Here is a 13,294-nt window from a genome sequence, read left to right as displayed (position 1 = left end):
TCGACTCAAGTTGATTGCTTACCAAACGAGCAAAACTGTTTATCAGATCAAACATGGTATGTTCTCAAACTACTTAATTGAGCAACTCAAGTATCCATCCGTTCAAATGTCACTTGCGTAAGTCCTGAGTAATTTATTAGCTGCTGGTGCTGATGTTTTGACCACCAGCCGTCTTGCCGGACACGCCGACCCAGCTACGACCCAAAAATACGATCTGCGGGGAGAGGAAGCCAAGCAGCAAGCCGTCCAGCTATTGCATATTCCTTACGAGCCGTAAAAAGTTCCTCTTACTTGTGCCAAAAACCATAAGCAAAATATTCATTATCAATGACAGGCATTAACTCAAATCTATGAATAATCCGTTTGCCTTTTTAAAACATTAATCGTATTGGATACACTTCCTCCTACGCTACTGCCCGTGCATGAACTTCTTCAAGCAGAGAAACCAATTCGTCTACTTGGAAAGAATTTTTTAAGAAAAAATTCTTTCCGCCTACCATTCTTTGCAACACAACCGGATAAAACAATTGAGTCGGGAAATGTGATCGCAACTCTTAATGAACTGTGGGTAATTTGGGTCATTTGTTATTTCTTGAATCTGGAAAGTAACAGAAGAGGGATATTGGAGAGACTGGGTAAGTCCTGGCAAATTTAAACATGAAGGTAATTCCGCAGTATCCAAACTGTACCAACTCCTGTAAACATTGCTAAAAACAAGTTACCAGTTCGAGCGATCACAAATAATGTTGTCAATGCTGCGACAAACTCTGCAATACCCCCATTGATTACGGTAGGGGCAACAATCGAAATCATAATTGCACCAGGAATATGATTTAGCCATTTCTTTATTGGCTGGGAGAATGTAAATCGCTTCATTAGCCATAGTCCGACAATACGAGTAGCATAAGTAACTATAACCATGCCGAAAATCGCGGTTGCTGTTGTAAGATTAATCGACATCATGCATTGCTCCTACAAAACTACCTACTAATCCCCCAATCAGGATGTACCACTTTCCGGGTATCCAGTTAGCGGTGACTATGGCTGTGATTGCTGCAACAGTCCAAGGTAGAAGATTAGTTTTTCCTTGCCACATGGAGAATAATAATGCGATAAAAACTGCTGTAAAGGCAAAATCTAATCCCCAGCTTGCTGGATCTGCGATTGCGCTGCCCAGATTTTGTCCGATAACGGTAGCACTAACCCAAGCAATAAAGATTATTAGACCGCTACCGAGAAAAAATCCTGCGATAGATTTTCCTTTAGTAGACTCACCCATTGTGAGTGCCCAGGTTTCATCGTTAAGGAAAAACAAACAACCATAAGCTTTCCAAGAAGGTATTTTCAAAAACCAGGGGCTAATAGCTGCACTCATGAGAATATGTCGCAAGTTAATCGCTAAGGTAGTAAAAACTATTGCAGTTATTGGTAGCGGTGAAGTCCACATCTCCAAAGCAACAAACTGGGAAGCCCCAGCAAAAACCAAACTACTCATCAAAAAAGATTCAACTAAGCTCAACCCTGCCTGACGAGCAAGAACTCCAAACGAAATACCGTAGGTGAAAACGCTTAGAGCAACTAAAATACTTCGTCTAACTCCAGTTTTGATACCACTAAAGTCAATGCTTGCTGGTTCTTTCATAAATTGCAAAAATCTTAGTCTGTTAATTGCATTTGTAGCTTAAGTGTTTTAACAAGTAGTGAGCGCTAGTAAAATATTAATCACGCTTAATTTAACTTAAATAATGGCGGATGAAATCTTAAAGGTAAAGATATCGGGCGTTGCTGAAAGAGTAATGAATTAAGCTGACACAAGAACTGTGCGATCCTTCAAGTAGTGAAGCAGTAGACCAATGAACATTTCAACATTTCAATCGACTTGGAGTAGCAGAGTGTTTTGCGGTATCGTGACAATCACCCCATCAAGATGCCATTTGTCTGCAATGTAAGGGCGTTTACGTCGCAATTGATTCGCATATTGCTGTCCAAATTTCTGGCATCATTCTCGAATCGATTCCTAGGTCACCTTAATGCCACGGTACAGCATCATTTTCTCGATATCCCGGTAGCTCAAAGGGAAGGTGTAATAAAGCCAAACACATTAACTAATGATTTCGCCAGGGAATCGATAACGGGAGTACATGAGCCAAGAGCCGCAAGCTGATTTGAGCTACTACAATCATCCTGCTCGCGCGTTAAGTTGACAATACCTTCTTGATCGTGCTTAGTCATTCATCCCTCGATTCAGCAATGCCAATTTTAGATGTGTTCGCCCTGCCCCCTCGCATGAGAATGATGTTCTTTCCAATATTCTTGAATCAGTTGGCAAAAACGCTCAATTTCCGTCTCAGTATTGTAATAATGTACTGATGCTCGGATGAAATGATTCAACTTTCTTCTATGCATATTTATGAATGTCCATTTAGATTCAGACACAGACACATTGACAGACTTTTTATGTAGCCACTGTTTCAGATGTTGCGGGTTATGCCCTTTAATGCTAAAAGTAACTAAGCCACTTAAATAAAGTATGTTGCTATCATGCATTAAGATAAACGGAAGCTCGCTTAACTTTTGTCGTAAAATATTTGCTAGTTTCTGAACTCGCGTAGAAATAATATCTATGCCAATATTTAAAGCATAATTAACTGCCGACCCTAGACCTAAACGGTTCGCTATGTTATTTTCCCCAAATTCAAAACGTTTTGCTGATTTAACACAGCGGTATTCATCAGTATTAATAAACTCAGCAGCAGTAAGGTCTAGATAGCAAGGTTCAAGATATTCAATCCATTTTTGTTTAATAAATGCAAACGCTGTTCCTCGGGGACCTCTGAGAAATTTACGACCAGCGGAAGTTAGAAAATCACACTGGATTTGAGTGACATCAACATCTAACTGACCGACTGATTGACAAGCATCAACTAAATAAGGAATGCCATATTTGGAAGCGATTTTTCCAATTTCCTCTACCGGCTGTATAACACCATTATTAGTAGGGATATGAGATATGGTAATTAGTCCGACATCATAAGATTTAATGCTCTTATAGAGAAATTCCATATCTAAGGTGCCACTAGAAGCTTCAGGAATAATAATGATTTTAACATTATCTCTCTTTTTTCTTTTTAGTAAAGCTAAGTAATTACTACCGTAATCACTTTCTGAAGTAATAATAACCTGATGAGGACGAAGGGGAAAAGACCAAAATACAGTATTCCAGGCTAATGTTGAGTTTTCAAATAATGCAATCTCTTCTGAGTGACAAGAGAGCATCTTTGCAATTAATGTGTACACATTTTCAATTTTTTTTAGCGAAGCTTCTTCAGCTTCATAACTCCCATTTTCTTGTTCTTGCTGCAAATAATTTTTGACCGTTTCAACAGCACATTTCGGCATAAGTGCCGCACCTGCATTATTAAAATGTATTAATTTTTCGACTACAGGGATTTCATTTCTTATCCCTTTGATATCAAGAGTGGATGCCATATACTTTACCTCTGATTTATGTTATCTGCAATTGACACAAAAACACGGCAACCAACCTATTTTAAATTTTAGATTAAACAAGGTTTGAGGTTGACGAGAAGGACAATCCGAGGTGTCATCAAATCGTACAATCAATAACCTAAAATCGACAATCTTCTTAAAAGAAGAGGACAATCCAAAATCTAAAATTGAATCTAACAAGGTAATTTAGAGAGATTTTGTATGAAGTAATTAAACAAGACTAACATCAATTTTGTAATAATTACTATAAAGATTTACACATTCTTTTTGCACCCAGTTTAGATCCACTCCTTGTTTACCAAAACGATCAAGAGCAAATTCATTTCCTAAATCATCTGGCTTTCCTTGCAACATCCAGGTTGCTAACCACTGACCGATAGCTGCGGCACCTGTAACTCCGAGAGAAGAACAACCACTGGCAACAAATAAGCCCTGAACTCCGGGTACAGGTCCTAACAAATACGAACCATCAGGCGTAAACATAGTTACCCCTTGTCTGTAAGAAGCAATTGGTAGAGACTTCAAAATGGGAAAAATTGACTTTAGTCTCTCTCGTGCCTCATCTATGGTCTCAACTACAGATTCAGTGTTCTGCATTGAGTCACTTTTGGGTATAGCTTCTGTATTAATTAAGGTAGGATTTGTCTCATAAAAGCCATATAAATAGCCACGGTTACATACTCTTAAGTATCCGTCAAGATCAGGGATACGCACAACAGGATGATATTCATGAAAACCTGGACATGAAACTGTGCAACCGCTTTGATGACGTATTGGCTGTACAGATAAGGTCAACCCCAATTGTTTGGCTATAGCGGCAGACCAAGGACCTGCGGTGATCGCTACTAAATCTGCGGGGATAAATCCATGATTGGTCTTCAAACCAGAAATTGTTCCGTTTTGAACTTCGAATCCTAAAACCTCCGTATTTAAACTAATTTGAACATTAAGATCTTTTGCAGCAGCAGCGTAAGCTAGAGCATATTGATGTGGTTCAAGATAGCCATCTTTAGGAACAAAGTAAGCACCTTTGACAGATGAGATGTCTGAATGGGGAATAATCCGTTGAATCTCAGAATGGGAAAGAAAATACGCATTCACACCATTTCTTTTTGCTTGTGCAACTTGATGTTCAAAAACCTGCATTCTCTTTTGTGTCAAAGCTAGCATTAGGCTACCACATTGGTGTAAGCCAGGTTCATAACCAGTTTCTTCCCGAAATCCAGATAATAGTTTCAGCCCATACTGTACCGCTTTAGTCATCAAGTCTGAAGAACGGATTTGACTAATGAGTCCAGCGGCTTGAAGCGTTGTTTCGGATGCAATATCAGAATTTCGTTCTAGAACACGGACATTAACTTGCCCCATTTTGGCTAGATGAAATGCTGTGGAAAGTCCCCAAATTCCGCCGCCAATTACCACTATTCGCAAATTTTGAGCCATACAAACTCCATGTAATGTTTACTAAGAAAAAATTTAGATCAAGAAAATGCATTAGAATAAATGCATATTTATTTACTTTTTTATTTCCTTTATCTATTAGTCGAGGAAATAGATGAATAGTAAGTCTACATGAGTTATATTTTTGATTGTAGAAAATAAACCTTGCTCGTGATTTAAACTTGCGTAGACAGTGTCTTTCATCAGAATTTTGTGAGCCTTTTTATATTGCCAAGATGGGAGTGTTGGGAATAGATGATGCAACTGATGAAAACATTCCCAATGTATCCCAGTAAAAAAATTTTCCAAGGAATTGCAAATTCTATTACGAGACATATAGATATTAACTTTAAAGTTTGTTTTTATTGGTAAACGCTCCATCATTGGGTAGTGCTCGCACAACTCGATAAAAGAGCCTATCCAGTTTGCAGTTGTGAGTAAAGGAACAAGCCAGTAAATAACTATCAAATTGCCCCAGCCAAAACAAAGTGAAACTCCTAGAAGAATAGACAAGTAAACAACGCGCAGCCACTTCTCTTGAGGAGATTCGTAAGAACTATAGATACGGTTTTTTATTAGATATTGAATATAGTTCCAGGTAGTTATTGGATCTAAAAGTTTAAACAAGTAAAGACGAACATTTTTAAAAGAAATGTTATCTCCATATAAACCACTTTTTTTCAAGCCTAAGTAATCTGGATCTTTATCAGGGTCACCCAAATTAAGATGATGATTTTTAACATGAGAAAAACGATATGCTGAAAAGCTTTGAAATACTAAATAACCTGCAAAAAAACTACCCAAGAGGTAATTTAGAATTTTGTTTTTAGCTAAAGTTTTATGAGTGGATTGATGCAGCAAATCTGCTAGTCCTCGCATTCGCGCCCCAATAATTACAATCGAAATAAAGTAAACTAGGTATCCAAAGATTACGTTCAAGTTGTTCCAAGCTATTACGGACATAGATATAGCTGCTGCTATAATTGTCCAATCTTCTACTAATTCTAGAAAACCGTGAAAGTTATTTAGCTTGAAAAGAGGTTGTAATTCTTTAATTATTGATTGAGAAAAACGATATTTTTTAATTATTAATTCCTGTGCTTTTTTTGCATCTTCTAAGTTAGAAACTGTCATTGAAACCTCCAAAAAAAGAATACTACTTGCTGGAATGTGGGTAACCGTTAACAACCTTTACAGAAGAAAGTGTAAGTAAAAGTTAGATGGGAAGCAATCCCCATCACGAGGATTGTTGTGCCTTGAAAAGTGATTAAAAGCTGATCTTTCTTGATGGATATAACAGATTGATATGTTTTTGTTTTGTAGATCACAAATCTGTTTAGCCATCTGATATAGTAAAGATAGTTAAACAAAAAATGCTTTAGCTACTAGCACATCAGCTTTGCAATTCCACTCTACAAGCTGTGTGTCCTACCATTAAACAAGGAAATTGCTGGGTTGAGATTAGTTTAGCTTTATTCTTGTTATGAATTAGCGATTTTGACAACTACTTTGGATACCCTTACACAAAAGCAATGTTAATTAATCTGCCTAAAAATAGAGCAGGTTAAGATAATGTTTTTGGATTTAGGCAACTTGAAAAATAGATTGCAATGGTTTGAATTCTACGGTAATTTACTGAGCATCATATTAATCATCTCCACCAATTCGCTGATGCCTGTAATTTTAAGCATACTGTAGTGATCGACTTTGAGATTTATGACTGTTGGAGTCTTTTCAAAATAATCACTGCGACTCTCAATGAACGAGTAATCATCACCATTGGCCTTGAAAATAGTTATAGGCGCAATGATCTGCCTCTCAGCCAGTTCGCGGAATGTGTACTTGGCTTCATATGTCTGGTGTACAATTTTAATTATTCGTTTCACCAGATCCAAATCGAGGTTCTTATATTTTGAGCAAATGAATGATGCGAAACTGTCTTCATCCTTTGCGACTTTCAAACACTCCTCCAGTGCAGGGTCGGTGATACTGCTTGCAAAAACCGAGAAAAGAATTGTCACATAGGCTTTGTTGTTGAATACAGGTTGATTGCCATGAATAGCTTCGTTCTCAGTTCTAACCTTCGGCGATCCCGGAGCGATCAAGAAGAGATTTTCTACACGCTCACCGGACTGCTCAAGCTGATAGGCAACCTCAAAGGCTACTCTTGCACCAAAGGAATATCCCCAAAGCGTATAGGGACTGGCTGGTTGAATACGTTTTATTTCCTTAATGTCTTCAGAAGCCATCTCACTAATGGAGGCAAATGGCTTCTCGCCTTGATTGATTCCATGCGCTTGAAAACCATAAAAGGGTCGATTGATATTTATTTCATCTGCCAGTAACTTCAAGTTCATTGGGTAGCCACCGAGTCCAGGCCAGCAATATACGGGATTTTTTACTCCCATGGACGATAGACGTATTAGACGCGAGGAATCAACTTCATCACTGTTAATCTTACGAGAGAGCTTCTCGATGGTTGGAGCTTCAAAAAGAGCATATAAAGGCAAGGTACAGTTAAACTCTCTGTTTATCCTGTTGATCATTCCCACGGCAATAAGTGAGTTTCCACCGGCTTCAAAAAAGTCGTCTTGCACTGAGACAGAATCCCACTTCATCGCCTTCTTCCAAATCTCGCTTATTCGTTGTTCGGTATTTGTCCGAGGTGTGATGATAGACCGTTCAGCCATTTCGATATTTACTTTGTCTGACGCTTCTAGTGCTTTAACATCGACCTTACCATTGGCGGTAACCGGCAACTTGTCCATCACTACGATTCTGTTAGGCATCATGTAATCAGGCAAAAAGTTGCGTATATCCTCTTTGATCAACTCTGCCGGACCTTTCATCTGGACGGCATCTTCTTTCATTCCTTCGCTGATTAACTGTTCATGGCTCACACGACCACCAACACAGAAGTAAGAACAACCCGATTTTTCATGACTGGCATTTAGTATTCTTGTTATCTGCTTTGCCGAAGGAAGATCGTTACCAGTCTCGGAGCTGTATCCTGAGGACATTAGACCAAGATTTTGGTCGTTCATCTGCAAATGTTGAAGTTTTCTGCCGAGCGCAATATAGTTAACCCATTTACTGTTACTTCTACCAACTATTGTTATTCCAAAACTTGCGTGTTCGTAGGTTTGCTGATTGATGGCTATTACATGCTTTTTCAGTATGAGGTCATCTGAGATTTTTTCCAAGCGACCGTCTTTGTATTTGTATTGACCCACAGGTAGATCGGCGATCTTTCCAGGATGACTTTGTACATAAATATCAACTGATTCATCTGACAATGACCTGACCTGAGGCATCAACTCAAAAGTACCCAGATAAAATTCCTCGTCTGAACATACTAGGTTATCCTTTACAGCAGGTACATAATCAGCATCTCCGATGCTAAACTCATATGCTGGAAGAATCTTGTCAAACAAACCCAATATGTGACCAGTTTCAATTTCAAGTACCTCTTGAATATTGTTTTTGTAAACTAGCTCAATAGCTTTCTTCTTTCCAATGAAGTGTATTTTTATTCGTATTTTTTCTGTACTGTCTATTTCATTTATTAGTATTAGTTGATGGCTTTCCGGATGGTAATAATAGTAACCGGACTTCAAATCAGCTATATTGACTAATTCAAAATACAGTTGAGTTGCATACAATGCACCCGGTGATGCGTAACCATATTTGGGTAATAGACGCTCGTTGCTGTGAAACTGCCCAAAATATCTCAAAATCTGACCTAATTCTGTGAAGCTTAACGCATCTAAGCTCCGAGAACCTGCCAAGCTGTAAGTCTTAGCCTCGGTAACTTGTCTATCCAGCAATCTCACAATATCAGCTTTCTGGATGGCACCACCCTCAAATAAACGGTAGGATTTCCGAGCAAACGCCAACCGCCGCTGTTCTTTGGTCGGTGTTTTACCTGGAAGATTGACCACCATTTTACTATTATTGCTGTCGGTATCCCTATATCCAAGATTCGACAATTGAGCCTTGATTTGAAGCTTGTTTTTCTTCGACAGATGGTGTTCTCCTTGTATACCTTGATCCATTAGAGCGGCTTCCTTAGGGCTCAATTCAATAAATGCAACCAAGTCAGGGCATCCGACACGGGAATTTTCCTTAATTATGACCGCTGCGTGCTTAACCCAGTCATGCATTTCAATTGTCTGCTTTACCTCGTCGAGTTCAATCCGAAATCCTCTAAGTTTCACCTGATTGTCTACTCGGCTAACGAACTGAACAGTACCATCTGCATTCCAATGGGCTAAATCGCCAGTCCGATAAAGTTTGGCACCTCCAGCACTCGTCGAAAACCAGTCGTTGACAAACCTTTCTTTACTTAAGTCTGGTCGATTAATGTATCCACGCGCAAGTTGAATACCACCAATGTATAGCTCACCAGTTTCTCCCACCGATGCTAACGATTGTTGGCTGTTGAGAATGTAATATTGGGTGTTATGAACGGGATTACCGATCGGGATTACTTTAGGATAATCAGCAATCGTATTTTTATCAATTTTAAAAGCGGAAGTATTGATAGTGCATTCTGTCGGACCATAAAGATTGATGAAGTCACATTCTGGCAGCACTTCGATGCCTTGCAGCGCAAGTTTTTTTGACAGAATTTCGCCGCCGCAGAATATTTGTGTAAGTGATTTGCAATTGTGGAATACGTCATTATCGAGAAGAGCTTGTAGCAGCGTCGGAACGCATTGCAGGGTCGTCACATCGTATCGGATAATAGTCTCGATTAATTGCTCTGGATCTTTATAGGCTCCGGGGCTGCTCATAATGATTTTACTGCCACAACAAGATGCAAGAATTTCCCATTGTGCCGCGTCAAAACTCATGGGTGTTTTTTGCAGAACAACTTTGTTCTGATCCAGCTTGCAAAAGTCTCGCATCCAACTCATCTGGTTGATAATACTGCGGTGCTCAATCATCACGCCCTTCGGCTTTCCTGTACTTCCGGAGGTATAAATGATGTAGGCTAAGTTGTTTGAACTTGATCGTTTGCAGAATTTATTTTGTCTAGCTATACCATATGGTATCTCAAACTCTTTAACCTCTTCGAGGGTAATAATTCGTGTACTCGGAGGCAACAGTTCCGTCAACCTAAAGCGCTGCTTTTCTTGTGAAAAAACAATTCCGACACCTGCATCCTCGACCATATATCTCAATCGGTCTTCAGGATATTCTGGTGATAATGGCAAATAAGCACTGCCTGAGAACAGAATACCCCAAATCCCAATGACTAAATCAAGCGACGGCTCAAGGAAAATACCTACATATTCATCGGCAGCTAGGCCAAGATGCACAAGATACGAACCTAAACGCGAACTGATTTCGGCGAGTTCTTGGTAAGTTAGGCATTCATTACCACAGACAACCGCTTCTCTGTCGGGTTGAGCCTGCACTTGAGCTTGAAATAAATCAGTAAGGCACTTTGCAACTAAATCTTCTGACTCTACGTTATTGAGCTTTTTGATAGTCAAATCATTTGCTTGCATAACTAATCTCCAATTACATGGTCAAACTTAGATCTATGTTTATGGAAAATTGCACCATCTGAGTTTTACTTTAGAGCGCCAGTGTGATGAACTGGATCAGCATTTCTCGAAATACTAATACATTAAAATCTTAATGTCAACAATCTCAATATCAAGATAGTATGTGAAAATTATCCAAAAATGATTGAATATGGCAGTTTTGGGGGTTTTTGTACAAATTAAGAGAACATCCCGGCTATACCGGTTATATCGCTGAGTCGAATGGCACTAAGTTAAGGTAAGCTGATTGACATTCAAATTACAATTTTAAAGAGCGTGCAGCATGGGCTTTAGCTCTGGTTTCGTGCAAATTAAATGTCTATTAGCTTAAAACCTAGACAGTACAACAGTTGTGTTACAAGAATTAATGAAAGTAGATTCTTAAGGACAAGCGCAATAAAACGGCGTTTCTCCAGCTTTTTGAACCCAGAAAGTTTTAGCTAATAAATCGGTGATGTTGCGTGCATTTGTTCAAATGACTGAAATGCAGATATAGTCTAACTTTTAGACTATATCTGCATTCCTTAACTTAGTGCCATTCGTCCCTGAGTCCTTGATACCGACTGCAACCTAAAAGCTACCTGTTGATTTTAAGTGGGCAAAGTAGTGTTTTAGGCTTGATAGTAGAGCAATCGCACAAACTTGCAACTTATTTTTTAAGCCGTGATTTGAGAGTAATAGATGAGCGTGGGCGTAATTGATTAGTTTTTTGCCCAATCAAAACGCTAATCAGCACGATCGCAATCCCAATGAGTTGAATTGGCGTAAATGTTTGGTGTAGTAAAACGAATCCAACGAGTGTTGCGACTACAGGACTCATTAATCCTAGAAATGAAACAGCCGATGCTTTGAGTTTATCAATCCCCCGAAACCAAAGCGTATAAGCAAGCCCAGTACCGACTAAGCCCAGATAAACGAAGCCCAACAGATTGGTTATTGAGAGATGAGTTATGGGTCCTTCAACCACTAAGGCAATTGGCAGCAGAACGATTCCGCCAACTGCTAATTGCCATGCTGTAAAGACAAGTAGAGAAACTGGACGCTTCCACCGCTTAACTAGCACAGTTCCTAACCCCATTGTTGCGGCTCCAGCGAGCGCGGCAATGATGCCAACACTATCAAGGCGCGCCGTAGGACCGAGAACCAGCAACCCGACACCAACAAAGCCAGCGAGCGCCGCCACAATAAATAGCTTAGACGGTTTTTCCTTCAATATTATCCAGGAAAACAGCGCAACTAATAAGGGTTGGATCGCGCCTGCGGTTGCAGCAACGCCGCCCGGAAGGCGATAAGCAGCCACAAATAATAGCGCTTGAAAGATTCCGATATTGAGACTGCCTAAGAGCAAAATACGCCACCACCAAATACCTTTAGGCAGTTGTCTTAACCATGCTGTCAGTAGAATACCAATCGGCAGCGACCGCAAGGCAGCTACCAATAGCGGATGATTAGGCGGTAGGAGTTCAGTTGCCACAAAATAAGTCGTTCCCCAGGTCATCGGTGCTAACGCAGTCAGCAAAACATCAGACAAGCGAACGGTATCTGTCTTCATAGTTTTAACTCGACATCAAGATACTCGAAATTGAGATTCTAGCACTTAATCTTAATGTTAAGATAATCTAGAGCAAAATTTTTAGGTAAACAGTATTTTAATGGATGCCGATCCAGTAGATGTAATTTTGGTACAATGGCAGAAAGAACGCCCGGACTTAGATGTGTCACCGATGGGTATTATTGGCAGGATGGGGCGACTGACTAAATATTTAGAACGATCAATTCAAGAGACAGTTTCAGACTTTGGCTTGAATGGTGGAGAATTTGATGTGTTGGCTACATTGCTTCGTTCTGGTGATCCGTATCAGCTTTCGCCGACTGATTTATTCAACACCATGATGGTTTCATCCGGTACGATGACGCATCGTATTGATCGCTTAGAACAAGCTGACCTTGTGAAGCGCACTCCCGATCAAAGTGATCGCCGAGGGATGTTAATTCAGTTGACCAATAAGGGTTTCAACGTGATTGAAAAAGCTGTTGAGGCTCATGTCGCTAATGGGCATCGTTTTCTTATCGTTTTAGATGAAGCGGAACGTAAAGTTCTCGCTCAATTGCTGCGCAAGCTTTTAATTTCGTTCGAGGAGTAAGTGTAGGGGTGAAATGAGCATTACACCCCATGCCTGATAGTCAATCAAACCAACGGTACGCCGCCGTGATAATTCCTGAACTACAGCTAATTCCTGCTCTGCATAAGTAAACTTTTGGTCGGCATAGCGCAGAAAAATTAATTTCAAAACCGGAACCGAGTATTCCGACGATTTCAGCTTAGAGTTAGCCCGTAGCTCATCGGCGGCTTCTTATAGGCGCTTTTCAACATCAGTGTAATTAGCTGGCATTTATAAAATCGCTTTTCAATTAATCTAATTATTCCCATTTTTAAGCTGGAAGCCTATACCACGTCATCATTAGCACAACAATTATTAGAAATTCTCTTGCCGAGTGCGATCGCGGAGGCGGATGGGGTGAAATGAGCATTGATTCCGAAAGTTACGCTAAAGACTTAATGAGCCGCTTTCAACACTGCGATCGCCAGGGACAACACTGTATCAATTGAAGTCTCTGAAATTTAAAGGCTTCAAACCCTTGCTATACCGTATTAAAATACTGTACCAAATAACTTATACTCTATTCGGTACGACAGAAAAAATAAAGTCATATGGGAACACACTCAACTTATTGGGGTTTCGCTATATCTACCCCAGAATGGTGAAGAAGTTAGGGGCGATCGCCCA

Annotated in this window: 8 protein-coding genes and 3 pseudogenes; 2 read left to right on the top strand and 9 right to left on the bottom strand. The window is 39.8% G+C overall.

The features are described 5' to 3' along the window. Positions 1-121, top strand: a pseudogene (locus tag AC2VE5_RS20475) (IS701 family transposase); the annotation flags it as partial. A 530-nt stretch (positions 122-651) separates the two neighbouring features. On the opposite strand, the gene AC2VE5_RS20470 reads toward AC2VE5_RS20475, so the two are convergent. The 8 genes and pseudogenes from AC2VE5_RS20470 to AC2VE5_RS20435 all read right to left on the bottom strand — a co-directional run bounded on the left by AC2VE5_RS20470 (position 652) and on the right by AC2VE5_RS20435 (position 12,057). Next, positions 652-963 (bottom strand): AzlD family protein, encoded by a 312-nt coding sequence (locus AC2VE5_RS20470; RefSeq protein ID WP_486889531.1) that lies wholly within the window; start codon positions 961-963, stop codon positions 652-654. Further along, positions 950-1,642: an AzlC family ABC transporter permease gene (locus AC2VE5_RS20465; protein ID WP_486889530.1), complete on the bottom strand. Its 693-nt coding sequence runs from the start codon at positions 1,640-1,642 to the stop codon at positions 950-952. Before AC2VE5_RS20465 ends, AC2VE5_RS20470 begins: the two co-directional genes overlap by 14 nt. A gap of 261 nt (positions 1,643-1,903) precedes the next feature. Further along, a pseudogene (locus AC2VE5_RS20460) lies at positions 1,904-2,143 on the bottom strand (IS6 family transposase); the annotation flags it as partial. 116 nt (positions 2,144-2,259) lie between these two features. Continuing rightward, the gene (locus tag AC2VE5_RS20455) at positions 2,260-3,489 is read right to left on the bottom strand and encodes an aminotransferase class V-fold PLP-dependent enzyme (protein ID WP_486889529.1); all 1,230 of its coding nucleotides are present in this window, start codon (positions 3,487-3,489) and stop codon (positions 2,260-2,262) included. A gap of 231 nt (positions 3,490-3,720) precedes the next feature. Continuing rightward, the gene (locus tag AC2VE5_RS20450) at positions 3,721-4,953 is read right to left on the bottom strand and encodes an NAD(P)/FAD-dependent oxidoreductase (protein WP_486889528.1); all 1,233 of its coding nucleotides are present in this window, start codon (positions 4,951-4,953) and stop codon (positions 3,721-3,723) included. A 96-nt stretch (positions 4,954-5,049) separates the two neighbouring features. Further along, complete coding sequence (locus AC2VE5_RS20445; RefSeq protein ID WP_486889527.1) at positions 5,050-6,084, bottom strand: fatty acid desaturase family protein; 1,035 nt, start codon at positions 6,082-6,084, stop codon at positions 5,050-5,052. Between the two features lie 488 nt (positions 6,085-6,572). After that, positions 6,573-10,466: an amino acid adenylation domain-containing protein gene (locus AC2VE5_RS20440; protein WP_486889526.1), complete on the bottom strand. Its 3,894-nt coding sequence runs from the start codon at positions 10,464-10,466 to the stop codon at positions 6,573-6,575. 688 nt (positions 10,467-11,154) lie between these two features. Next, positions 11,155-12,057 (bottom strand): EamA family transporter, encoded by a 903-nt coding sequence (locus tag AC2VE5_RS20435; RefSeq protein ID WP_486889525.1) that lies wholly within the window; start codon positions 12,055-12,057, stop codon positions 11,155-11,157. 100 nt (positions 12,058-12,157) lie between these two features. On the opposite strand from AC2VE5_RS20435, the gene AC2VE5_RS20430 reads away from it, so the two are divergent. Continuing rightward, the gene (locus AC2VE5_RS20430; RefSeq protein WP_486889524.1) at positions 12,158-12,649 is read left to right on the top strand and encodes a MarR family winged helix-turn-helix transcriptional regulator; all 492 of its coding nucleotides are present in this window, start codon (positions 12,158-12,160) and stop codon (positions 12,647-12,649) included. Positions 12,650-12,661: 12 nt separating this feature from the next. On the opposite strand, the pseudogene AC2VE5_RS20425 reads toward AC2VE5_RS20430, so the two are convergent. Next, a pseudogene (locus AC2VE5_RS20425) lies at positions 12,662-12,898 on the bottom strand (type I restriction-modification system subunit M N-terminal domain-containing protein); the annotation flags it as partial. Positions 12,899-13,294: the final 396 nt, after the last annotated feature.

The sequence above is a fragment of the Aliterella sp. E5.1 genome, assembly GCF_057473825.1.
This window is presented reverse-complemented; position numbering and strand designations above follow the sequence as displayed.

What these genes read in the sequence shown, in the direction of transcription:
- AC2VE5_RS20470 (WP_486889531.1), bottom strand. Translation starts at nt 963, where the DNA reads ATGATGTCGATTAATCTTACAACAGCAACCGCGATTTTCGGCATGGTT.
- AC2VE5_RS20465 (WP_486889530.1), bottom strand. Translation starts at nt 1,642, where the DNA reads ATGAAAGAACCAGCAAGCATTGACTTTAGTGGTATCAAAACTGGAGTT.
- AC2VE5_RS20455 (WP_486889529.1), bottom strand. Translation starts at nt 3,489, where the DNA reads ATGGCATCCACTCTTGATATCAAAGGGATAAGAAATGAAATCCCTGTA.
- AC2VE5_RS20450 (WP_486889528.1), bottom strand. Translation starts at nt 4,953, where the DNA reads ATGGCTCAAAATTTGCGAATAGTGGTAATTGGCGGCGGAATTTGGGGA.
- AC2VE5_RS20445 (WP_486889527.1), bottom strand. Translation starts at nt 6,084, where the DNA reads ATGACAGTTTCTAACTTAGAAGATGCAAAAAAAGCACAGGAATTAATA.
- AC2VE5_RS20440 (WP_486889526.1), bottom strand. Translation starts at nt 10,466, where the DNA reads ATGCAAGCAAATGATTTGACTATCAAAAAGCTCAATAACGTAGAGTCA.
- AC2VE5_RS20435 (WP_486889525.1), bottom strand. Translation starts at nt 12,057, where the DNA reads ATGAAGACAGATACCGTTCGCTTGTCTGATGTTTTGCTGACTGCGTTA.
- AC2VE5_RS20430 (WP_486889524.1), top strand. Translation starts at nt 12,158, where the DNA reads ATGGATGCCGATCCAGTAGATGTAATTTTGGTACAATGGCAGAAAGAA.